The organism is Pectobacterium aroidearum, assembly GCF_015689195.1.
In the GTDB taxonomy this organism is placed as follows: domain Bacteria; phylum Pseudomonadota; class Gammaproteobacteria; order Enterobacterales; family Enterobacteriaceae; genus Pectobacterium; species Pectobacterium aroidearum.
The window spans coordinates 463,848-486,538 of sequence record NZ_CP065044.1 but is presented as its reverse complement, the minus strand read 5'-3'; the positions used below and the strand labels follow the sequence as shown (position 1 = coordinate 486,538).

Genomic DNA, 22,691 nt, shown 5'->3' with positions numbered 1-22,691 from the left:
TTTGTTGAAACAGCCATTTTATTACACAGGGTGTGTAGTGATAAATACCCAAAAAATTCTATGTCAAGGAGAGTACACAATGAAATACCTACTGCCTTCTGCAGTTGCAGGACTGTTGCTGCTCGCAGCCCAACCAACAATGGCGGCAAATACGGGGGGTTATGCCACCACTGACGGCGGCGACGTTTCCGGCGCAGTGAAAAAAACCGCACGTTCTTTGCAAGAGATCGTCGATATCATTGAGGCAGCGAAAAAGGACTCAAGCGGTAAAGCGGTCAAAGGCGGCGCCTACCCACTCGTCATCACCTATAACGGTAATGAAGATGCGTTAATCAAAGCGGCTGAAGCTAACATCTGCGGCCAATGGAGCAAAGATCCGCGTGGCGTAGAAGTCAAAGAGTTCACCAAAGGGATCACCATCCTCGGGACCAACGGTTCTTCCGCTAACTTTGGTATCTGGATTGTAAACTCTTCCAACGTTGTCGTACGTAACATGCGCTTCGGCTATATGCCTGGTGGCGCAAAAGATGGTGATGCTATCCGTATTGATAACTCGCCGAACGTCTGGATCGACCACAACGAGATTTTCGCCAAGAACTTCGAATGTGCAGGTACACCAGACAACGACACGACCTTTGAATCGGCTGTCGATATCAAGAAAGCCTCAACCAACGTCACGGTATCCTACAACTATATCCATGGCGTGAAAAAGGTGGGTCTGAGCGGTTCCAGCAACACGGATACGGGTCGTAACCTGACTTACCATCACAATATTTACAGCGATGTTAACTCACGTCTGCCGCTGCAACGTGGTGGCCAGGTGCACGCGTACAACAACCTGTATGACGGCATCAAAAGTTCAGGCTTTAACGTTCGCCAGAAAGGGATTGCTCTGATCGAAAGCAACTGGTTCGAAAATGCGCTCAACCCTGTGACTGCACGTAACGATGACTCCAACTTCGGTACCTGGGAATTGCGTAACAACAACATTACCAGCCCGTCTGATTTTGCTAAATACAACATCACCTGGGGTAAGCCATCCACACCACACATCAATGCGGATGATTGGAAAAGCACTGGCAAATTCCCTGCCGTCCCGTATAGCTACACCCCGGTTTCCGCACAGTGCGTGAAGGATAAACTGGCAAACTATGCTGGCGTAGGTAAAAACCTGGCAGTCCTGACAGCAGCTAACTGTAAATAAATACGTTAATCCGGTGCATTCACTTTGCGCCGGGTTCCTCCTGAGCGAGCTGTTTGGCTCGCTCATTTTTTACTGAAACCTACACAAGATTGCCAGCATGTCCCTTATCGCAACAGACTTCATGCTAGTCATGCATTTCGTCAATAATAAGGAATGATCAATGAGGTATATGTTCTTCTCGCCTAAAAACGATCTATAAAGAAGTTCATAATAATTATTCATCAACAAACTAAAACTCAATATAGAATTAACGCACAGCGAGAACACTATTGAATAGGCTTGTGGTAGTATATTTTGACTTAAGATGAATTTTTGCGTTAGTCGTAACAATTACCCCGAAGAATTGCGGGCTAAAACTCAATAAATAAAGAAACTAAAGTGAAACCTTTACCCGTAGAAAAAATAACCCACTGATTTTCTATTCTTTTAAAAGAACACGGTTTCCTATAAAACTCAAATTATCCAATCATCAGTATTACAAAATGTTTCACCTGTAATACATTTAACATTTCACCCTTGAACTGAACTTATTTTTTGACCACACTCCCCTTGGTTTTTCATCAAAATGAAGCGTCATTTTTTTGGAAAATTTGTACCTATGACATCGGGCATATGGAGCAATAAATGCCCATGAAATTATATTCCAAGGAGACAGTCAGAATGAAATATCTATTGCCTACGGCAGCCGCCGGATTGTTACTTTTCGCTGCTCAGCCAGCCATGGCCGCCAATACGGGCGGTTATGCCACGACGGATGGCGGAGAAGTTTCCGGTGCCGTGAAAAAGACCGCGCGCTCCATGCAAGAAATTGTGGATATCATTGAAGCCGCAAAAGTGGATTCAAAAGGCAAAAAAGTCAAAGGCGGTGCGTACCCGCTGATCATCACCTATAACGGTAATGAAGACTCGCTAATTAAAGCGGCCGAAAAAAATATCTGCGGTCAGTGGAGTAAGGACGCACGCGGCGTACAAGTCAAAGAGTTTACCAAAGGGATCACCATCCAGGGCACCAATGGCTCATCCGCCAACTTCGGTATCTGGATTATCAATTCATCTGACGTTGTTGTTCGTAATATGCGCTTTGGCTATATGCCGGGCGGCGCGCAAGACGGCGATGCCATTCGTATTGATAACTCGCCGAACGTCTGGATTGACCACAATGAGATCTTTGCCAAAAACTTTGAGTGTAAAGGCACACCAGACAATGACACCACTTTTGAATCGGCCGTCGATATCAAGAAAGGGTCAACTAACGTCACCGTGTCATACAACTACATCCATGGCATTAAAAAAGTGGGCCTGAGCGGTTCAAGCAATACGGATACCGGTCGTAACCTGACTTATCATCACAATATCTATCGCGATGTTAACTCACGTCTGCCGCTACAGCGTGGTGGTCTGGTTCATGCGTACAACAACCTGTATGACGGTATCACCGGTTCAGGCTTTAACGTCCGTCAGAAAGGGATCGCGCTGATCGAAAGCAACTGGTTTGAAAATGCGTTGAACCCAGTAACGGCACGTAACGACAGTTCCAACTTCGGTACCTGGGAGTTGCGTAATAACAACATCACCAAACCGGCAGACTTCTCCAAATACAACATTACCTGGGGCCGCCCTTCCTCTCCTCACGTCAATGCGGATGACTGGAAAAGCACCGGCAAGTTCCCTTCCATTTCTTATAAATACACCCCAGTTTCTGCACAGTGCGTGAAAGATAAACTGGCAAACTATGCTGGCGTAGGTAAAAACCTGGCAGTCCTGACAGCAGCTAACTGTAAATAAACGCGGTCAGATTTACCCTCAAGCGAGCTCTTAGAGCTCGCTTGTTTTTTATGGGGACTTACGCGTGCCATATCTAATAAAAAAGCAATGAATTGAGTATCACGCTAATTATTTAATTGATGAATTAATGGCTAATGCTTAATGAGAAACCATTCTTTGATTAAGGATTAACGAGTAAAAAGAATAGTGACTCATCAACACGGGATTAATTAATAATTTGATCGGCATCAACTATTTTCTGATACTGCCATCTCAATAAGGAAATTTTACTTATTTATTGATATCGCTCACAGTTATCACCGCTATCAAAAACACCTCATCGCAGAATAATAAAACGAAATATAATTTTATTTTTCATAAAAACTCTCAACATCATTTTTTAGAAAAAATGAAAAAAATATTACTATTTAAAATAGACACTTATTAGTCATCAATATTTTGTGCGTTATTCACCCGATAGATTTAATACCTAAATATTGAATTATTTTATTTTTATGATAACACTTAATCGGGATTTCAATAAACCTTGATTTCATTTTTATTGAAACATCCCAATAATATAATCTGGGTTATGTGGATCATTTATACCCAAAAAATTCAATTCCAAGGAGAGTACCTTAATGAAATACCTACTGCCTTCTGCAGCCGCTGGGCTGTTATTACTTGCGGCTCAACCGACAATGGCGGCAAATACGGGGGGTTATGCCACCACTGACGGCGGCGACGTTGCCGGTGCCGTGAAAAAAACCGCACGTTCCATGCAAGATATTATTGATATCATCGAAGAAGCGAAACTGGATTCCAAAGGTAAGAAAGTCAAAGGAGGCGCTTACCCGCTCGTCATCACCTATAGCGGTAATGAAGATGCGCTGATTAAAGCCGCAGAGAACGATATCTGCGGCCAGTGGAAGAAAGACGCACGCGGTGTGGAAATCAAAGAGTTCACCAAAGGGATCACCATCCTCGGGACTAACGGTTCTTCCGCCAACTTCGGGATCTGGCTGACGAAATCATCCGATGTCGTCATCCGCAATATGCGTTTCGGCTACATGCCTGGCGGCGCGCAGGACGGCGATGCGATTCGTATCGATAACACGCCGAACGTCTGGATTGACCACAACGAGATCTTCGCGAAAAACTTTGAATGCGCAGGCACAAAAGACGGTGACACCACATTCGAATCCGCGATTGATATCAAGAAAGCCTCAACCAACGTGACGGTATCGTACAACTACATTCACGGCATCAAAAAAGTCGGTCTGAGCGGCTTCAGCAGCAGCGATACGGGCCGTGACCTGACTTACCATCACAATATTTACGATGACGTTAACGCTCGTCTCCCACTGCAACGTGGCGGTAAAGTTCACGCCTACAATAACCTGTATACCAACGTCACCAGTTCTGGCCTGAACGTGCGCCAGAATGGGATTGCGCTGATCGAACGTAACTGGTTCGAAAATGCGAAAAACCCAGTGACCTCACGTTACGACGGTTCCAACTTCGGTACGTGGGATCTGCGTAATAACAACGTTATGAGCCCGGCTGACTTCGCTAAATACAACATCACCTGGGATAAAGATTCCAAGCCCTACGTGAATGCTGAAGACTGGAAGAGCACAGGCACGTTCCCTTCTCTTCCTTACAGCTACTCTACCGTTTCACCACAGTGCGTGAAGGATAAACTGGCGAACTATGCTGGCGTGGGCAAAAACCTTGCCGTCCTGACAGCAGCAAGCTGTAACTAATTGCTACGTGTAAAGCGTAAATAAGCGAACTTCAGGCTCCGCCCCTCATTGTCCTGTGCTATAGGAGCCTGCAAGCAAGCTTAACGCCCGTCGGTTTATCGTTCGGGCCGCACTTGAGCGAGCCCTAAGGGCTCGCTCATTTTTATCGTTAATATTCAAGGAAATGAAATGAAACGTTCTCTTCTGTCCGCCGCGCTGTTCAGCAGCAGCGTCGTATTCAGTGCTGGATTAGTATTCAGTATCGGCATACCGATGGCTAACGCTGCCACACCGGCAGCACCAGAGTTGAAAGGATTCGGGACGGATACCGTCGCAGGCAGCGGTGGGCGAATTATTCGCGTCACAACGCTGGCCTCTTCTGGGGCTGGTTCACTCCGGGAAGCGCTGGCCGCCAAAGGGCCGCGTATTATTGTTTTTGAGGTTGGCGGCATTATCGACCTGAATAAAAGTGACCTCCGCTTAACGGAGCCGTTTGTCACTATTGCCGGCCAGACCGCCCCTTCTCCCGGCATTACCATCATTCGCGGCGGAATGGGGATTAGCACGCATGATGTGCTCATGCAGCATATCCGTTTTCGCATCGGCGATGCCGGTACGGGTAAAAAAAGCGGCTTTGAACGCGATGTTTCAATCAACGGTAAAGATGCCTACAACGTCGTGATCGACCACTCCAGTTTCGCCTGGGGGACAGACGAAAACTTGTCTATCTCTGGCCCACGCTATGACGGCCCACAGGGAACCGCACACCGCATCACGCTCTCAAATAATATTGTTGCTGAAGGCTTATACGACTCAGCTCATACCAAAGGCATTCACTCGATGGGCACGCTGGTTCACGATAACGTGACTGATGTGTCAATCATTGGCAGCCTGTATGCGCACAACAACGAGCGCAACGCCTGGTTCAAGGCGGGTTCAACGGGTGTCATGGTCAATAACCTGATCTACAACCCTGGCATTTGGGGCGTTCGCGTTGGTGGCGTCAAAGGCGAGTGGGAAGGGAAAACCATGCCTGCCAGCCCACGCGTCTCCGTTGCAGGCAACGTGATGCATTACGGCGCGAATACCAAAGCAGGCTTAGGGCTGGTAGGAAGCAACAGCTCCGGCGATGTTTGGATGTCAGATAACCTTGCTTACGATGCCAAGGGAAAAGCCGCGCCGCAAACCTCAGGCAGCGGGATTAATTTACTCAAAGTCTCCCCGATTTGGCCTTCAGGCTTAACCGCAGCACCTGCCAGCGCCGTCACCAATCAGGTACTACAAAGCGCAGGCGCACGACCGAAAGATCGTGATGCCGTCGATAAACGTATCGTAGAGAATTTCAAACAGCGGACAGGTGGCTTCGTGAACAGTCAGGAAGAGGTTGGCGGCTATCCCGTTGCAACCACGACCTACCGTCAGTTGAACGTGCCGAGCACAGGCGTAGATGCCTGGTTACAGCAAATGGCAAAAGCGCTGGAATAATGCGGTAGTCGAGACGTTAATAACGTCTATCTACGCAGTAAAACGGTGGTAATGGAATAGAAGAGTAAAGCGTTTGCGCCATGGACAAAAACGTCAGGAACGTTTTTGAACGTCGCTAGCGACGGCCCTACAAGGGTGAATCTCAGGGATGAGATTCATATCTGCGCAAGCCGAGCGTACAGGGAAGTATTTACAGCGTCTTTACGATCTATCCATTACTACCGCTTGCTAGCTTTGTCAAAAACGCAAAGGCCACATTAGTGGCCTTTGCGTATTCTCGGTTCTTTGCTTATCTATCGCGTTAATCAGGGTAGCACTTTCGCGGACTGAATCACGATAGGCGTGGTCGGCACATTCTGGTAAGGCCCGACATTTTTCGTTTGTACCTGAGAGATCTTATCTACCACTTCCATGCCCTTCACTACCTTGCCGAACACGGCGTAGCCAAAGTCACGCTGGCCATGATCGAGGAACGCATTATCGGCGACGTTGATAAAGAACTGGCTGGTCGCGCTATCCTTTTCTGCGGTACGCGCCATCGCGATCGTACCACGCTGGTTACGCAGGCCGTTGTCAGCTTCATTCTTGATCGGCGCATTCGTCGCTTTTTGGTTCATTTCGCCAGAAAAGCCGCCGCCCTGTACCATAAAACCAGGGATCACACGGTGAAATGTCGTCCCGTTATAAAAACCATTGTTAACGTACTCGACGAAATTTTTTACCGAAACTGGCGCTTTTTGGTTATCTAAAGACAGTTCGATATTGCCCGCGGACGTCGTCAACAGCACACGCGTGCTGGCGTCGGAAGCCGCAAAAGCGGGAGAAAATGCCGTCAGTGAAATAAGGGCTGCCGCAGCAACCAGAGTACGTTTGAACATGAGAATTCCTTTTTGAAGAGGCCGACTACAGAAAGCGTAATGATTGTAAGTATCCACACCCTTCAACGCTACCCATTTACCTTTTTTTACGTATAAAAGTCTGTTCGTAACCAACTGTTAGCGGAAACCTGCATATAAAATAAAAAAAGGGCCGATTGCTCGGCCCTCATGATGATTATCGCGCAGCGTACCTAGTCCATACGTATCTAGCCCATACGCTCCGAGCGCACCGCCAGATCGCGGCTGTACTGACGGCTGGCATCTACCAGCATTGAGGTATACGCATCCTTCGGTACATCACTGGTCAGGTCGTCGGTTTCCAGCGTTTCCAGTATCTTGCCGTACTGCATCACTGCGACTTTATGACACAAATGGGAAATCACCCCCAAATCATGCGTCACCATCAGGTAAGTCAGCTTTTCCTGCTGCTGCAACTCCAGAAGCAGATTGAGAATTTCCGCCTGCACAGAGACATCCAGCGCCGACGTCGGCTCATCCAGCAGCAGCACCCTCGGCTCCAGAATCAGCGCGCGGGCAATCGCCACACGCTGGCGCTGCCCACCGGAAAGCTGGTGCGGATAACGGCGACGGAAGTTCGTTCCCAGCCCCACCTTCTCCAGCAAGCTATCGATACGATCGTCACGATCGTCAAAGCGATGGATCGACAGAGGTTCTTCCAGAATAGATTCCACCGTATGACGGGGATGCAGCGATCCATACGGATCCTGAAACACCATCTGCACCTGACGACAGCGCGCCTGATCGATCCGGTGCGCCAGTTTCTTTCCGTCAATCAACAGCGTGCCTTCCCAATGGTTAAACAGCCCGGCCAGACACTTCAGTACCGTGGTTTTGCCGGAGCCCGATTCCCCCACCAGACCAAAGATATCGCCATCATTGACGGTGAGGTTCACATCGTACAACACCTGATTCTTCGCGCTGCCATGACCAAAAGAGAGATTCAGGTTATTCACTTCGATCATCGGCTTACGCTGACTCATTGCTTCAGTTGCCATGATTATCCCCTTTATCCATTGATCCAGGTGGGATCGCGATTCATCACCGGCAAACGCGGACGGCGATGATCGATATCCGGCAGCGAATTCAGCAACCCACGCGTATACGGATGCTGCGCGTTGTCCAGATCGGCGGCGGCGATGGACTCCACGACGCGCCCGGCATACATCACCAGCACGCGATCGCAGAAGCTGCGTACCAGATTGATGTCGTGACTAATGAAAATCAGCCCCAGACCGCGCTCGCTCACCAGATCGTCCAGCATTGCCAACACCTGCAAGCGCACAGAGACATCCAGCGCCGAGGTTGGCTCATCGGCAATTACGATTTCGGGTTCTGTAATCAGCATCATCGCAATCATGATGCGCTGCCCCTGCCCGCCTGAGATTTCATGAGGATACAAATTATAGACGCGCTCTGGCTGGCGAATACGCACCACGTCCAGCATCGCCATAACCTTCTCCTTCGCCTCACGGTGCGACACTTTATGGTGTGCCAGATAGGCTTCGGCAATCTGATCGCCGACGCACACCACCGGGTTCAGCGAGTATTTTGGATCCTGCATAATCATCGATATGCGCTTACCGCGAATCTGACGCATCCGCGCCTCATCCGCTTTCAGCAGATCGGTATCGCCGAAACGCAGTTTGTCTGCAGTAATCCGCGCACTGTGCGGATGCAGTTGTAATAACGCACGGCCGACCGTCGATTTACCGGAGCCAGATTCGCCGACAATCGCCAGCTTTTCACAACCCAGTGTGAAGGACACGCCGCGCACGGCATCAGTCACTGCCCCGCGGTTCACGAAGCTCACCCGCAGATTTTCCACTTCCATCAGGGGCGAGCTTCCCGGCGCACGTTGAGAAAACTTATTCAGTTCTGGGATCGAGGATGTCACGTAGGCCGTCTCCAAGGAAGTTGAACGCCAGGCTGTTAATCAAAATCGCCAGCCCCGGAATAGTTACTAACCACCAGCACTCCATCATGTAACGACGACCCGCAGAGATCATCGCTCCCCATTCAGGATCGGGCGGCTGTGCACCCAACCCCAGAAAGCCCAGACCTGCCGCGGTCAGAATGATGCCGGCCATATTCATCGTGATACGGATAATCACCGACGGCAGACACAGCGGCACAATGTGGTGCAGCAGGATGCGGATAGACGAGGCTCCTTGCAGCTTCACGGCAGAAACAAAGTCCGCGTGACGCAGCGACAGCGTCTCCGCCCTTGCCAGACGGGCAATCGGCGGCCAGGCCGTCAGCGTAATCGCAATCACCACATGTTCCAGCCCTGGGCCAAGCGCTGCAACAAACGCCAGCGCCAGCACCAGACTAGGGAAAGAGATGAAAATATCGGTGATACGCATCAGGATGGTATCGACAATCCCGCCGTAATAGCCCGCCACCACGCCCAGTAGCAGCCCGATAGGTCCGACGGTGACGGACACCAGCGCAACGATATACAGCGTGATGCGTGAACCATAGACCAGACGGCTAAACACATCGCGCCCGAACTCATCGGTGCCAAAATAGTGTGCGGCACTCGGTGCCTGTAACGCGTTGGCCAAGTCCTGCGCCAGCGGATCGTGTGTCGCAATCCACGGGGCGAAGATCGCGACCAGCATCAACATCAGCACAATCGCAGAACCAATCGCGGTCAGCGGATTGCGCAGCATCATCAACAGGAACCCGGCGATCCGCGCACCGCGTAGCCGCAGCCGGCTCGCGCGTTTTTCCGGCGGTGTCCGCATTACCGATTCGCGAGTGACCGGCGGCTCAGAGGAAATATTCATGCGTTCGTCCTCGGATCAAAGATTTGATACAACATGTCCGACAGCAGGTTAAGCGTCACAAAGATCAACCCCACCAGCAGCACACAACCCATCACCGCGTTCATATCCCCCAGCAGCAGACTGCCTGTCAGATAGGAACCAAAGCCCGGCCATGAGAAGACCGTTTCGATCAGTACCGCCCCTTCCAGCAACGAGCCATAGGCCAGCGCCACCACCGTCAGAAGCTGAACCAGAATATTGCGAAACGCGTGTGCCCAGACAACGCGGAACTCCGACAGCCCTTTCACTCGCGCAGTAATGATGTATTCCTGCGAAAGCTGCGCCAGCATGAAGCTGCGCGTCATACGGCTGATATAGGCCAACGAGTGGAAACCGAGAATCGTAGCCGGCAGCACCAAATGGTTCAGTGCACTGCGGAATACATCCCACTCGCCCGCCAGTAACGAATCCACCAGTAGCAAACCGGTACGGTTTTCCACCAGCCCGTCATAGGCCATGTCAACCCGCCCTGCTCCTCCAACCCAGTTCAGCCAGGCATAGAACACCAGCAGCCCCATCATCCCGACCCAGAATATTGGCGTGGAATAACCAGCCAAACTGATAAAACGCACCACATAATCCGCCCACTTGCCGCGCCGCGCCGCAGCCAGCACACCTAGCGGCACGCCCAGACCGGCACCGACGATAATCGCCATCGTCGCCAGCTCAACGGTGGCCGGGAAAACGCGGATAATGTCATCCATAACCGGTCGTCCGGTCAGGAGCGCATTGCCCAGATCCCCATGCATCAGCGAATTGAAGTAAATAAAGAACTGCACATACAGCGGCTTATCCAACCCCAGCTGTTGGTAAACCTGTTGATAGGTACTTTGGTCGGCATCCTGTCCGACAATAGCCAGGACCGGATCGATTGGCATCACGCGGCCGATCACGAAAGTCAGGATTAATAACCCGAACAGTGTGACGATCACCTGAAACAGACGCTTTGCCAAACGACGCAGTACTCCACCCGGCTTGATCCAATCAGAGAAAACCATGTTCTTTCTCCTGATATCCCGGTTAGCGGCGACAGCAAATCACCACTCACGCGGTCATCTCTTTTTAGCGTATCTGATCGGGATGATTAGCCGGGAACGTGTCGGCTAATCATCCTGTTTAACGTGTGGACACTAGCGCTGCTTATACACCTCGCGCAGATGCGTCGTAGAAGACGGATGTGGCACATAGCCTTTCACGTCCTTACGCAACACCACGGAATCGATCATCTGCGACACCGGAATAATGGCCGGGAACAGTTCTTCATAGCGATTCTGTACGTTGATATACATCTGCTTTTGTTTCTGAGGATCTTTCTCCAACAGCGCCTGATCGATCATGTCGTTCAGCGGTTTGTCGTAGAAAGAGGTGCGCCAGCCCTGGAAGTTGGTCAGTTTGGCTTCGTCGCTGTTATCCGGGTTATAGACAACAGAACGCAGGCTGGAGTGAGGATGCGGATCGACGCCGCCACCGCCGCGGCCAACCAGCATATCGAAGTTACGATCGCGCATCGCGCCGTAAACCTGATTACCGGTGCCGGAGATGATTTTGGCTTTGATGCCCGCCTGTGCCAACGTGGACTGTACCGATGTCGCCAGATTCAGGAACGGCTGATCGGACAGAACACGCAGCGTGGTTTCAAATCCATTTGGGTAGCCCGCTTCGGCCAGCAGCGCTTTGGCGCGCGGCACGTCAAGCTTGTAGCCCGGATCCGGCAACGTCGCATCCATCCCTTTCTGGATGGGGCGCTGATGATAGAAACCGTAGCCTGGCATCACTGTTTTATTAACGCCATCGTAATCAATCAGGTAGCGAACCGCTTCACGCACTTTCGGTTTAGCGAAGTATTCATTTTTCAGGCTCATGGCAACGTAGTACAGCGTGCCTTTTTTCACCTCATCAACCACAACGTCTTTATCTTGTTTCAGCGCGTTGATATCCGGCACCGACATACCAGAGGCCACGTCAATGTCGCCTTTTTCAATCATCAGGCGCAGCGCCTGTGATTCGGTCATATGACGGAAGATCACACGCCGCATTTTAGCGTCGCCCTGCCAGTTGTTCTCAACTTTGCTAATGCGCAGCACGTCTTTCGCCTGCCACACGTCCAGCTTGAACGGGCCGGAACCGGCTTCGTTCGTGGTCAGCCAGCCGTTGCCCCAGTCACCGTTTTTCTCATGCTTCATGACCGTTTTGCTGTCCAGCACTGAGCCGCTGCCCAGCGTCGCCAGCGAGTAGAGCACCAGTTTGGGGTCGTTTGGTTTTGGCAGTTCAATTTCAACGGTGTGGTCGTCTTTGGCGCGAATCATTTTCTCCACGTTTTCCGCGGTGAAGCCGTAGGATTTCCACGTCGTGGCCTGCGCCATGTTGAGGTTAAGCAGACGCTTCATCGACCAGGCGAAGTCTTGCGCCGTGACGGGGTTACCGGAGTGGAATTTGGCGTTATCCACCAGATTGAAGGTAATGACTTTGCCGTCATCACTGACGCTCCAGCTTTTCGCCAGAGAAGGCTGGATGTTACTCAGGTTGGCGGGATCCAGCACCACCAGCGAGTCATAGAGATTGACGATAATGCCCACCACCTCATTACCGGTCATGGCGGCCGGATCGAGTGAGAGCATGTTGTTCATGTTCATCCCCACGATCAGCTGATCGTCAGGGGTTTTTGCCGATAGAATGGCCGGCGTAGCGGCCATGCAGAGTGAACCTAACAGCAGGGTACGGAGTATTGCTCGTGCTTTCATCATTATTCTCCAGGTGTGGGAGCATGGAAGACGACAACTTTTTATTTTTTAGGTAAGGCTATCTTTCAGATCGAACAAAAAACCATTCATACAAAAAAGTTATTCTTTACTTAGGGTATGCTCCTCAATCCAGTCAAAATTGATATCTTCTCCCAACCCCGGACGTTGCGGCAGATGCACAAAGCCCTCGTCATCCATCGGATCGACAATCGAATTCAGATAAGCAGCAGGTTCGTCGTAATCAAGGAAAGGATGCAGCAGACCGCGCTCATACCAGCGGCAGTTTTTGATCGCCCCAACGACGTTGAGGTTTGGCGCGCCGTTACCGTGAACTTCGCAGTCCATACCGAAGGATTCCGCCAGGCTAGCGACCTTCATACACGGCCAGAGACCGCCCACGCCTTGCACGCCCGCGCGTAAAATGTCGCATGCGCCTTCTTTAACCCAGTCAGCACGACTGAAGTATTTACCTGACAGGCTTTCCGGCCCGATGACATCGATATCCAGGCTCTTGGTCAGCCAGCTATAGGACGCCATACTCTGTTCTTCCATCGGTTCTTCAAACCAGGTGAAATCGAGCTTTTGCAATTCACGACCGATATACAGCGCATCGCTGCGGCTGTACCAGTGGTAGCCATCCAGCATCAGGCAGATGTCCGGGCCAACGGCTTCACGTACTGCGGCACAGGCTTTCACGTCAATCTTCGGGCTGGGTGCGAACGATACTGGCGGCATCCAGGTGTGCAACTTGATGGCTTTATAGCCGCGCTGCACCAGCTTTTCTGCAAACTGGCCGTATTCCTCTGGCGTCGATAAGCCACCTTCCAGCTCATCACCGCACATGGTGCTGCCGTAAGCAGGGACTTTTTCACGATAGCCGCCGAGCAGTTTATGCACCGGCATGTTAAGTACGCGGCCTTGCAGATCCCACAGTGCGGATTCCACAATCGACAGCGCGCGATCGGTCAGTTGGTTGGCGCTACCGCGTTGCCAGTGCACCAGATCCTGCCAGAGACGTTCACGGTCGAACGGGTTCTGCCCAATCAGCACCTTGCGGAAGAAAGCATTAACAATATGAGGACGAATCACTTCCGGCGGTGCGAAAGCGTAGCCTTTTTGGCCGTCATCTGCCGTGATGGTTAACAGCGCCATCTTGGCCTGATTTTCAGGTCCCGGGTGTGAATGACCCGCACTGTCGGAAACCCGGCGTGTGGGATAAGTAAAGACGGTGACATCAATTGATTCTATTTTCACGTTGCTACCTGCCTTGATGTTTAACACAACTCATGTACAAGATTTGCGAATGTAAGCCATATAAAATAAGTAACGAATAACGCCACTGACTACGTTGGGACGGGTAGATAAAAAGCACCACTCTCTCTGGTACGACCTTATAAGTCGATCAACGTCACAGAATAGAAATAGCGTGCTAATTAAAAAAAAATGGTGTTTTATTTTCAATTATTAAGGTTGTTACGCCGTTAGTCATTAGGCAATTTCTTCCATATGACGAAATTATGTCGCCGATAATTGTGCAATCGCACATAAAGCTGTGAGCATTATCACCAGAAAATTTCATATCCTTATTAAACAAATGGATAATCCCTTAGTTTTATTTTTAAACGCTCAGACGCGCGAATGATTGATGAGGGGGATGATTACTCTGATACCGGATTGGCCGCTAATCAGTCGGCTTGTGACCAAAAGCGTGCTATAGATCTCATTTTTGCCAGTCACGAAAACTCCAACAAAAACCAATACTTAATAAAAAATAAGTAAAATCATCAACATACCCACAAAGAAGTATATAAAAGACAACTTGATATACATCAATAAGCGGCCTTTGTAGCGCGATAAGGTAGCCTCAGAAGAAGCAAATTTGAGGCAAAAATGAACAAAGTCAGACTCGCTGTTATCGGTAACGGGATGGTTGGCCACCGTTTTATCGAAGAGTTGCTGGATAAGGCCCCAACGTCCACCTACGAAATTACCGTCTTTTGTGAAGAACCCCGCGTCGCCTACGATCGTGTCCACCTCTCTTCTTACTTCGCTCACCACACGGTAGAAGAACTCTCTTTAGTACGTGAAGGCTATTACGAAAAGAACGGCGTTAACGTCCTGCTCGGTGAACGTGCCATCACCATCAACCGCAGTGAAAAAGCCATTCACTCCAATTCCGGTCGTACCGTGTATTACGACAAGCTCATCATGGCAACTGGCTCCTATCCCTGGATCCCGGCAATCAAAGGGTCAAACGGGCAAGACTGTTTCGTCTACCGCACCATTGAAGATCTGAACGCCATCGAAAACTGCGCCCGCCGCAGCAAACGTGGCGCGGTGATCGGCGGAGGTCTGTTAGGTCTGGAAGCCGCAGGCGCACTGAAACACCTTGGCGTAGAAACACACGTCATTGAGTTCGCTCCGGTGCTCATGGCCGAACAGCTGGATGCGCAGGGCGGCGCTCTGCTACAACGCAAGATTGAAAACATGGGTGTGCGCGTACACACCAGCAAGAATACGCAGGCCATCCAGCATTCCGGACTGGAAAGCCGCAAGACGATGGTGTTTGCCGACGGCAGCACGCTGGAAGTCGATTTTATCGTGTTCTCTACCGGCATCCGCGCGCAGGACAAACTGGCGCGCCAATGTGCGCTGGAAATCGGCCCACGCGGTGGTATCACCATTAACGATTGGTGCCAGACTTCCGACCCTGACGTTTACGCCATCGGCGAATGTGCCGCCTGGCAGGGCAGACCGTTTGGTCTCGTCGCGCCCGGCTACAAGATGGCACAGGTTGCCGTCGACCATCTGTTAGGGCATGAAAACCGCTTCCAGGGCGCCGACATGAGCGCCAAACTGAAGCTGATGGGCGTCGATGTCGGCGGGATTGGCGACGCACACGGCCATACGCCGGGCGCTCGCAGCTACATGTGGCTGGATGAACAGAAAGAAACCTACAAACGTCTGATCGTCAGCGCCGACAACAAAACGCTGCTCGGCGCTGTGCTGGTCGGCGACACGCGGGATTACGGCAACCTGCTGCAATTCATGTTGAACAAGATCCCGCTACCGGATTCACCCGAAGCGATGATTCTTCCTGCTGCGGCCGGCAGTGCGAAACCGATGCTGGGTGTAGATGCGCTGCCGGAAAGCGCCCAAATCTGCTCCTGCTTCGACGTCTCCAAAGGCGACATCATCAAAGCGATTAACGGCGGCTGTCATACCGTTGCTGCCATTAAGGAAACCACCAAAGCCGGTACTGGCTGCGGCGGCTGCATCCCGCTGTTGACACAGGTGTTGAACGCGGAACTCAGCAAACAGGGGATTGAAGTCAATAATCACCTGTGCGAACACTTCGCCTATTCACGTCAGGAGCTGTACCACCTGATCCAAATCGAGAAAATCAAAACATTTGATCAGTTGTTGGAGAAACACGGTTCAGGTTACGGCTGTGAGGTCTGTAAACCGACCGTGGCGTCCCTGCTGGCTTCCTGCTGGAATGAATACGTGCTCAAACCACAGCACACACCGCTACAGGATTCCAACGATAACTTCCTCGGCAACATCCAGAAAGACGGCACGTACTCCGTAATCCCACGCTCCGCAGGCGGAGAAATCACGCCGGATGGCCTGATCGCCATTGGTCGCATCGCGAAGCAATATAACCTGTACACCAAAATGACCGGCTCCCAGCGCATGGCGCTATTTGGCGTGCAAAAAGACGACCTGCCGGACGTATGGGCTCAGCTCATCGAAGCCGGGTTTGAAACTGGCCACGCTTATGCCAAGGCGTTACGTATGGCAAAAACCTGCGTCGGTAGCACCTGGTGCCGTTTTGGCGTCGGCGACAGCGTGGGCTTTGGCGTCGAGCTGGAAAACCGCTACAAAGGCATCCGCACGCCGCACAAAATGAAATTTGGCGTCTCCGGCTGTACGCGGGAATGTGCAGAAGCACAGGGTAAGGACGTCGGGATTATCGCCACCGAGAAAGGCTGGAACCTCTATGTGTGCGGCAACGGTGGAATGAAGCCACGCCACGCCGACCTGCTGGAAGCCGACTTAGATCGCGACACCTTAATCCGCTATCTGGACCGCTTCATGATGTTCTATATCCGCACAGCCGATAAGCTCCAGCGAACCTCCGTTTGGCTGGATAATCTCGAAGGCGGTATCGACTATCTGCGCAACGTGATTGTGAAAGACAAACTGGGCATTAACGATCAGCTTGAAGCCGATATCGCCCGGCTGCGCGAAGGCTACGTCTGTGAATGGCAGGCGACGCTGGAATCCCCGGAAGCACAGAAACGTTTTACCCACTTCATTAACAGCCCGGAACGTGACCCGAACGTGCAAATGGTCAGTGAACGTCAACAACATCGTCCGGCACGCCCTGCTGAACGTATTCCGGTGAAACAGATTGAACTAGAAGGGGAAAGCGCATGAGCCAGTGGACGACCGTATGTAAGTTAGACGACATCCTGCCCGGCACCGGCGTTTGCGCGCTCGTCGAACAGCAGCAGATCGCAGTGTTCCGACCGCGTAACGACGAGCAGGTTTACGCCATCAGCAATATCGATCCGTTTGCGCAGGCTAGCGTATTAAGCCGTGGCATACTGGCCGAACATCATGAGGAGCTTTGGGTAGCAAGCCCATTGAAAAAACAGCATTTTCGCCTTTATGATGGCTTTTGCCTGGAGGATGGAGCCTATTCTGTTGCAGCTTACGATACTCAGGTAACCAACGGTAATGTGCAAATATCCATCGCAGACCGTGACATTGCGGTTGATAATAGCCAACCATTACCTTAATGAAATGGTCGATGCCCTGTGACCGCAGGGCACAACCCCATTTGATTTTTCAAGAAAATCTGAGTGCTTAAGAGGCGTTACATGGATTACCTGCCAATATTCTGTCAGCTACACGATAAACCTTGTCTATTGGTAGGGGGTGGTGAAATAGCCGAGCGCAAAGCCCGGCTGTTGCTGGACGCTGGCGCAGTCATTACCGTCAATGCGCTCGATTTCAACGATCAATTCCGCGCCTGGGAGCAGGATGCGCAGTTAACGCTGGTACACGGCACGTTTGATCCTACACTGCTGGACGAGGTATGGCTGGTGATTGCCGCCACTGACGATCAGGACGTCAATAATCATGTCTATGCCAGCGCCAGCGAGCGTCGGATTTTCTGTAATGTCGTCGATTCACCAGAACGCGCCAGCTTCATTATGCCGTCGATCATTGACCGTTCACCGCTCATGGTCGCCGTGTCTTCTGGCGGTGCCGCACCGGTATTAGCCCGTCTGCTACGGGAAAAACTGGAAAGTATTTTGCCGCAAAATCTCGGTAAGCTGGCGACATTCGCAGGTGAACTGCGCAGCCGAGTGAAAAAACGTTTCTGCAAGATGAGCGCACGCCGTCGCTTCTGGGAAAAACTCTTCGTACACGATCGGCTGGCGCAGGCGCTGGCAAATGAAGACCATCAACGCGTTCAGCAACTGACGGAACTGCTTTTCTCCGCCCCGCTGGATGACCGGGGTGAAGTGACGTTGGTCGGCGCCGGACCAGGTGATGCAGGATTACTGACGTTGAAAGGCCTACAGCATCTACAACAGGCCGATATCGTCGTTTACGATCGTCTGGTCTCGAAAGAGATCCTCAATCTGTCACGCCGCGACGCCGAACGCATCTTCGTGGGTAAAGCGTCTGGCTATCACTGCATGCCTCAGGAGCAAATCAATCAGTTGCTGGAAGAAAAAGCGCGAGCGGGCCATCGCGTCGTCAGGCTGAAAGGCGGTGACCCTTTTATCTTCGGCCGTGGCGCCGAAGAGCTGGAGCATCTGCATCAGGCGGGCGTGCCGTTCTCTGTCGTACCTGGTATTACCGCCGCGTCGGGCTGTTCAGCCTACAGCGGTATCCCACTCACCCATCGCGATCGCTCGCAGGGCGTCAGACTGATCACCGGACACGTTAAACACGACACCGATCTGGACTGGTCCAGCCTCGCGGCGGAAAAGCAGACGCTGGTGTTTTATATGGGGCTGCAACAAGCCGAGTACATTCAAAGCAAGCTGATCGAACAGCGGTTACCGGAAACCGTGCCTGTCGCGATTATCGAAAACGGCACCTCTACCAAACAGCGCGTCCTGAGTGGACAGCTTTCTCAACTGAGCGAGTTAGCACAGCAGGCAAGCAGCCCGAGTTTGATTATCATCGGCAACGTCGTCGAGCTACGGGAAAAGTTGAGCTGGTTCTCTGACCAGACAGCATAATCCTCTCCCTACCTCCTTCCTCACCCGCTGTCCGTTCTGCCGGATAGCGGTTATTGCACCATCATAATGCAACGCCCCACCAAATAGCATAACAATGCACTATTTTGGACATACCCCCTTACAAAATGTCACTTTAATGCTTTACCGCAGGCCATATCTGCCTTATTTTGACTAAAACAAAACTCATTAATAAGCAGACTATATGAATAAATAATCAATAATAGTTTACGTAAAACGTGGCCCGACTATTGCTTAGCTTTCTAATAGATTCGCGGCACGACCTCTGAGTCGTTCATCTCGAACCGATTTCATCGTCAAGCCATCGTGGTTTATCGAAATTAGTGCCTCACGCATGAGTACATATCGAAGGGTGATACATCGCGTCATTACGTATTTCTACTCTCGTTTCTGAACGGAAACGGAGCATGTAGTCCTTTGATCACAAAAAACAGTTCTGCCAGGCAGAACAATAAGTAAGCAGTTTGGAGTCACTTGTGGAAGACATTACCTTCTGGCAACTCATCAGTTTTGGTGAGCATGGCTGGGGAAAATTATTACTGATTGGGGCAGGAATGACGCTCGCACTGGCGATCTGCGGTTTCCTGCTGGGAGCTGTGATCGGCACGATTGGCGCCTGGTCCAAAATTTGCGGCAATCGCCCCGTGCGCTATCTGGCTGATGGGTACACCACCATCACCCGCGGTATACCGGACCTGCTCATCATCTACCTGCTTTATTTCGGCGGCAGTTCCGCGTTAACGCTGCTGGCTAAACTGTTTGGCAGCAACGAATTTCTCGGTTTTCCCGGCTTCCTCGCTGGTGTCTTCGCCGTCGGCATTTCCTCCGGCGCACAGCAGACGGAAGTTTATCGCGGCGCGTTCTACGCCGTTTCCAAAGGGGAAATTGAAGCCGCTAAAGCCTGCGGCATGCCAACGATGCTACGCCTGCGCCGCATCATCATGCCGCTTCTGCTGCGCCATGCCATCCCCGCGCTCGGCAACGTATGGCAACTGGTGCTGAAAACCTCTGCGCTGGTTTCCGTTACCGGTGTCGCCGAACTGATGACACAGTCGCAAACCGGTGCCGGCTCTACTGGCAAACCGTTTGATTTCTTCATGGCTGCCGCACTGCTGTATCTGCTTATTTCGATCGGTTCCGGCTGGATTATGCGCCGCGCCGAGTCTCATTATTCCCGGGGTGTGAAACGCTGATGGATTTTCCTTTTCTGTACGACACGTTTCTGGAGATTATTCCCGGTATTCCGCTGACCCTGCAACTGGCGGTCAGCTCCGTTTTTCTGGGCTTCTTTCTGGCGTTAGGGCTGGCATTGATGCAGCTGTCATCCTTTGCCGTGCTGCGCTCAATTTCACGAACCTACGTGCTGTTTTTCCGCGGTACGCCGCTGCTGGTGCAGCTGTTCCTGATTTACTACGGGCTGGGGCAATTTCAATGGATTCGCGAGAGCATATTGTGGCCGTTCCTGCGGGAACCCCACTGGTGCGCCCTGCTGTCGCTCAGCCTGTGTACCGGCGCCTATGCCTGCGAGATTATCCGTGGCGGATTGCAGTCCGTTCCGGTAGGCCAGATCGAATCCGCGCGCGCCTGCGGCATGCCGTCGTTCATGATTTTCAAGCGAATCGTTTTCCCGCTGGCGATCCGTCAGGCGCTCCCTGCTTACGGCAACGAGCTGATCTCGATGGTGAAATCGACCTCGCTGGCTTCCATCATCACACTGATGGAAATCACCGGGATCGCCGCACGCCTCATCGCAGAAACTTACCGTGCGCTCGAAGTCTTCCTGGTCGCCGGTGCCATTTATCTGTTTATTAACCTCATTCTGACACGTTTGCTGATGTGGACAGAATTTACGCTTACCCCTCATCTCCGTGCGCCGGGTGCGCAGCCGGCAGCGAAAAAAATTAAGAAATTGGGAGACCTGCAATGACGACACCCGCCATTAGCCTGCGCAACATTCACAAAAGTTTCGGTTCTCTGGACGTTCTGAAAGGGATCTCCATTGAAGCCAATCAGGGGGAAGTCATCTCCATTCTGGGATCGTCCGGTTCAGGCAAATCGACGCTGCTGCGCTGTAGCAATCTGCTTGAGCTTCCCGATCAGGGCGAGATTCTCGTCGGCGGAGAAGCGATTGAAATGAAGCCGAACCGCAAAGGGCAGAACCGCCCGTCGAACCCTAAACAGATCGACAGAATTCGTACTCAGCTGGGTATGGTGTTCCAGAATTTTAACCTCTGGTCACACAAGACCGTGCTGGAAAACATCATCGAAGCGCCCGTGCACGTCTTAAAGCGTCCACAGGCAGAGTGTGTGGAGCACGCCGAGCAGTTGTTAGAGAAAGTCGGTCTGGCCGATAAGCGCCACTACTATCCTGCGCATTTGTCCGGCGGACAGCAGCAGCGCGCCGCCATTGCCCGCGCGCTCGCGATGGAACCCAAAGTGATGCTGTTCGATGAACCGACTTCCGCGCTCGACCCGGAGCTGGTTGGCGAAGTGCTGCGCGTGATGCGCACGCTGGCGGACGAAGGGATGACCATGTTGGTCGTGACTCACGAAATGGATTTTGCCCGCGAAGTCTCTAACCGTATCGTCTTCCTCCATCAGGGGGAAATTGAAGAACAGGGAACGCCGGAGCAGGTTTTCACTGCCAGCCAGTCGGCTCGCTTCCGGCAATTTATTGCCAGTTGGTAAACACAGCCCCGCTAGCTTCATGTGCAGATTTATCTCTCTGTCGCGTGATGAAAGTGGGAAAAACATAATTATATGAAGTACCAGGAGAAAACCATCATGATCAAATCAAAACTGACTCTGCTCGCCTGCTCGCTGTGCATGGCAGGTACGCTGGCCGCCTCATTCACCGCCTCAGCGGAAGAGAAGAAATGGACGACCGTCCGCATCGCCACCGAAGGCGCTTACCACCCGTATAACTTCACCAAGCCAGACGGCACGCTGGATGGTATGGAGATCGAACTGTACAAAGTGCTGTGTAACAACATGCAGGTGAAATGCGAGATCATGGTTCAACCGTTCACCAGCACCATTCCTGCCCTGAATGCTGGTAAGTTCGACGCCATCATTTCTGGTATGTCCGCTACGGAAAAACGCCGTGAGGTGATCGATTTCAGCCAGCCGTACACGCAGGCAGGACAGACTTTCGCCGTACTGAAATCCAGCAAACTCGCCAAAGAGTTCCCAGACGCAGGCCAGCGTTTCTCCATTAACCCAGCCGATGAAGCCACCGCAAAGGCTGAAATTGAGAAGCTGAAACCGCTGCTGGAAGGCAAAACTATTGGTGTACAGTCCGCCTCTATCGCCAGCGCCTTTTTGGATAAATATATGAAAGGCGTGATGAAGGTACGTGAATATAAAACCACGCAAGAACACGATCTGGATCTGAAAGCGGGCCGTGTCGATCTGGTTATCGCTTCCGCACCTTACCTGAAAAGCATTTCGGAAAAACCGGGCAATGCCGATATCGTCACGCCGGGGCCACAGTTCATCGGCGGCATTTTGGGCAGCGGCTCTTCCGTTGGCCTGCGTAAGAGCGATCCAGAGCTGAAAGCCATGTTCGACAAGGCCATCGATCAGGCCAAGCAAGACGGTACGATCAGAAAACTGAGCGAAAAATGGTTCGGCATGGACACCACGCCGCTCTAAGCATTACCCGATTGCAGAATCGTGAGTCATGGCTAGCCGGCTATGACTCGCCCTCGCCAATGCCTATCAGAACAATCAAACGAG

18 protein-coding genes are annotated in these 22,691 nt (G+C 51.7%); 11 read left to right on the top strand and 7 right to left on the bottom strand.

The genetic code is table 11. From position 1 onward, the window contains the following. The first annotated feature begins 79 nt into the window (after window positions 1-79). The 4 genes from pelA (at window position 80) to pelZ (ending at window position 6,198) form a co-directional block, all read left to right on the top strand. Entirely contained in the window at window positions 80-1,204 is a 1,125-nt protein-coding gene (gene pelA, locus I2D83_RS02070; protein WP_205947454.1) for a pectate lyase PelA, read from the top strand. 660 nt (window positions 1,205-1,864) lie between these two features. Beyond that, the gene (pelB, locus tag I2D83_RS02065) at window positions 1,865-2,989 is read left to right on the top strand and encodes a pectate lyase PelB (protein ID WP_015841958.1); all 1,125 of its coding nucleotides are present in this window, start codon (window positions 1,865-1,867) and stop codon (window positions 2,987-2,989) included. A 620-nt stretch (window positions 2,990-3,609) separates the two neighbouring features. Beyond that, on the top strand, window positions 3,610-4,734 hold the full coding sequence (gene pelC / locus I2D83_RS02060) for a pectate lyase PelC (protein ID WP_205947453.1): 1,125 nt from the start codon (window positions 3,610-3,612) through the stop codon (window positions 4,732-4,734). 168 nt (window positions 4,735-4,902) lie between these two features. After that, on the top strand, window positions 4,903-6,198 hold the full coding sequence (pelZ, locus tag I2D83_RS02055; RefSeq protein ID WP_181830616.1) for a pectate lyase PelZ: 1,296 nt from the start codon (window positions 4,903-4,905) through the stop codon (window positions 6,196-6,198). Between the two features lie 305 nt (window positions 6,199-6,503). Here pelZ and ppiA read toward each other — a convergent pair whose 3' ends face one another. From ppiA to I2D83_RS02020, 7 genes are all read right to left on the bottom strand, one after another. Next, the gene (gene ppiA, locus I2D83_RS02050; RefSeq protein ID WP_015841961.1) at window positions 6,504-7,076 is read right to left on the bottom strand and encodes a peptidylprolyl isomerase A; all 573 of its coding nucleotides are present in this window, start codon (window positions 7,074-7,076) and stop codon (window positions 6,504-6,506) included. Between the two features lie 206 nt (window positions 7,077-7,282). Continuing rightward, the gene (locus tag I2D83_RS02045; protein ID WP_180779403.1) at window positions 7,283-8,059 is read right to left on the bottom strand and encodes an ABC transporter ATP-binding protein; all 777 of its coding nucleotides are present in this window, start codon (window positions 8,057-8,059) and stop codon (window positions 7,283-7,285) included. A gap of 44 nt (window positions 8,060-8,103) precedes the next feature. Then, a complete protein-coding gene (locus I2D83_RS02040) occupies window positions 8,104-8,991 on the bottom strand; it encodes an ABC transporter ATP-binding protein (protein ID WP_413232272.1) in 888 nt (295 codons plus the stop codon). Continuing rightward, entirely contained in the window at window positions 8,963-9,844 is an 882-nt protein-coding gene (locus I2D83_RS02035; RefSeq protein ID WP_155116526.1) for an ABC transporter permease, read from the bottom strand. The genes I2D83_RS02040 and I2D83_RS02035 overlap by 29 nt, the downstream gene beginning before the upstream one ends. Before the next feature lie 38 nt (window positions 9,845-9,882). Next, on the bottom strand, window positions 9,883-10,923 hold the full coding sequence (locus I2D83_RS02030) for an ABC transporter permease (protein WP_015841965.1): 1,041 nt from the start codon (window positions 10,921-10,923) through the stop codon (window positions 9,883-9,885). Window positions 10,924-11,055: 132 nt separating this feature from the next. Then, window positions 11,056-12,666, bottom strand: a complete 1,611-nt coding sequence (locus tag I2D83_RS02025; protein ID WP_180779405.1) for an ABC transporter substrate-binding protein — start codon at window positions 12,664-12,666, stop codon at window positions 11,056-11,058. Window positions 12,667-12,765: 99 nt separating this feature from the next. Then, on the bottom strand, window positions 12,766-13,920 hold the full coding sequence (locus tag I2D83_RS02020; protein WP_180743243.1) for a mandelate racemase family protein: 1,155 nt from the start codon (window positions 13,918-13,920) through the stop codon (window positions 12,766-12,768). Window positions 13,921-14,556: 636 nt separating this feature from the next. Here I2D83_RS02020 and nirB point away from each other — a divergent pair. From nirB to I2D83_RS01985, 7 genes are all read left to right on the top strand, one after another. Further along, window positions 14,557-17,109, top strand: coding sequence for a nitrite reductase large subunit NirB (gene nirB / locus I2D83_RS02015; RefSeq protein WP_205947452.1), 2,553 nt, complete (start codon window positions 14,557-14,559; stop codon window positions 17,107-17,109). Next, a complete protein-coding gene (gene nirD / locus I2D83_RS02010; protein WP_015841969.1) occupies window positions 17,106-17,474 on the top strand; it encodes a nitrite reductase small subunit NirD in 369 nt (122 codons plus the stop codon). Before nirB ends, nirD begins: the two co-directional genes overlap by 4 nt. An 81-nt stretch (window positions 17,475-17,555) precedes the next feature. Beyond that, window positions 17,556-18,935: a siroheme synthase CysG gene (gene cysG, locus I2D83_RS02005; RefSeq protein WP_181847910.1), complete on the top strand. Its 1,380-nt coding sequence runs from the start codon at window positions 17,556-17,558 to the stop codon at window positions 18,933-18,935. Window positions 18,936-19,429: 494 nt separating this feature from the next. Next, complete coding sequence (locus I2D83_RS02000) at window positions 19,430-20,146, top strand: ABC transporter permease (RefSeq protein ID WP_015841971.1); 717 nt, start codon at window positions 19,430-19,432, stop codon at window positions 20,144-20,146. Then, window positions 20,146-20,880 (top strand): ABC transporter permease, encoded by a 735-nt coding sequence (locus tag I2D83_RS01995; RefSeq protein ID WP_015841972.1) that lies wholly within the window; start codon window positions 20,146-20,148, stop codon window positions 20,878-20,880. Before I2D83_RS02000 ends, I2D83_RS01995 begins: the two co-directional genes overlap by 1 nt. Further along, window positions 20,877-21,641, top strand: coding sequence for an ABC transporter ATP-binding protein (locus tag I2D83_RS01990; protein WP_015841973.1), 765 nt, complete (start codon window positions 20,877-20,879; stop codon window positions 21,639-21,641). Before I2D83_RS01995 ends, I2D83_RS01990 begins: the two co-directional genes overlap by 4 nt. A 96-nt stretch (window positions 21,642-21,737) precedes the next feature. After that, window positions 21,738-22,607 carry a transporter substrate-binding domain-containing protein gene (locus I2D83_RS01985; RefSeq protein ID WP_015841974.1) on the top strand — a complete coding sequence of 290 codons (870 nt, stop codon included), beginning with the start codon at window positions 21,738-21,740 and terminating at the stop codon, window positions 22,605-22,607. Window positions 22,608-22,691 lie beyond the last annotated feature (84 nt).

What these genes read in the sequence shown, in the direction of transcription:
- I2D83_RS01985 (WP_015841974.1), top strand. Translation starts at nt 21,738, where the DNA reads ATGATCAAATCAAAACTGACTCTGCTCGCCTGCTCGCTGTGCATGGCA.
- I2D83_RS02025 (WP_180779405.1), bottom strand. Translation starts at nt 12,666, where the DNA reads ATGAAAGCACGAGCAATACTCCGTACCCTGCTGTTAGGTTCACTCTGC.
- cysG (WP_181847910.1), top strand. Translation starts at nt 17,556, where the DNA reads ATGGATTACCTGCCAATATTCTGTCAGCTACACGATAAACCTTGTCTA.
- I2D83_RS02045 (WP_180779403.1), bottom strand. Translation starts at nt 8,059, where the DNA reads ATGATCGAAGTGAATAACCTGAATCTCTCTTTTGGTCATGGCAGCGCG.
- nirB (WP_205947452.1), top strand. Translation starts at nt 14,557, where the DNA reads ATGAACAAAGTCAGACTCGCTGTTATCGGTAACGGGATGGTTGGCCAC.
- ppiA (WP_015841961.1), bottom strand. Translation starts at nt 7,076, where the DNA reads ATGTTCAAACGTACTCTGGTTGCTGCGGCAGCCCTTATTTCACTGACG.
- pelC (WP_205947453.1), top strand. Translation starts at nt 3,610, where the DNA reads ATGAAATACCTACTGCCTTCTGCAGCCGCTGGGCTGTTATTACTTGCG.
- I2D83_RS01995 (WP_015841972.1), top strand. Translation starts at nt 20,146, where the DNA reads ATGGATTTTCCTTTTCTGTACGACACGTTTCTGGAGATTATTCCCGGT.
- I2D83_RS02035 (WP_155116526.1), bottom strand. Translation starts at nt 9,844, where the DNA reads ATGCGGACACCGCCGGAAAAACGCGCGAGCCGGCTGCGGCTACGCGGT.
- pelA (WP_205947454.1), top strand. Translation starts at nt 80, where the DNA reads ATGAAATACCTACTGCCTTCTGCAGTTGCAGGACTGTTGCTGCTCGCA.
- nirD (WP_015841969.1), top strand. Translation starts at nt 17,106, where the DNA reads ATGAGCCAGTGGACGACCGTATGTAAGTTAGACGACATCCTGCCCGGC.
- I2D83_RS01990 (WP_015841973.1), top strand. Translation starts at nt 20,877, where the DNA reads ATGACGACACCCGCCATTAGCCTGCGCAACATTCACAAAAGTTTCGGT.
- pelZ (WP_181830616.1), top strand. Translation starts at nt 4,903, where the DNA reads ATGAAACGTTCTCTTCTGTCCGCCGCGCTGTTCAGCAGCAGCGTCGTA.
- I2D83_RS02030 (WP_015841965.1), bottom strand. Translation starts at nt 10,923, where the DNA reads ATGGTTTTCTCTGATTGGATCAAGCCGGGTGGAGTACTGCGTCGTTTG.
- pelB (WP_015841958.1), top strand. Translation starts at nt 1,865, where the DNA reads ATGAAATATCTATTGCCTACGGCAGCCGCCGGATTGTTACTTTTCGCT.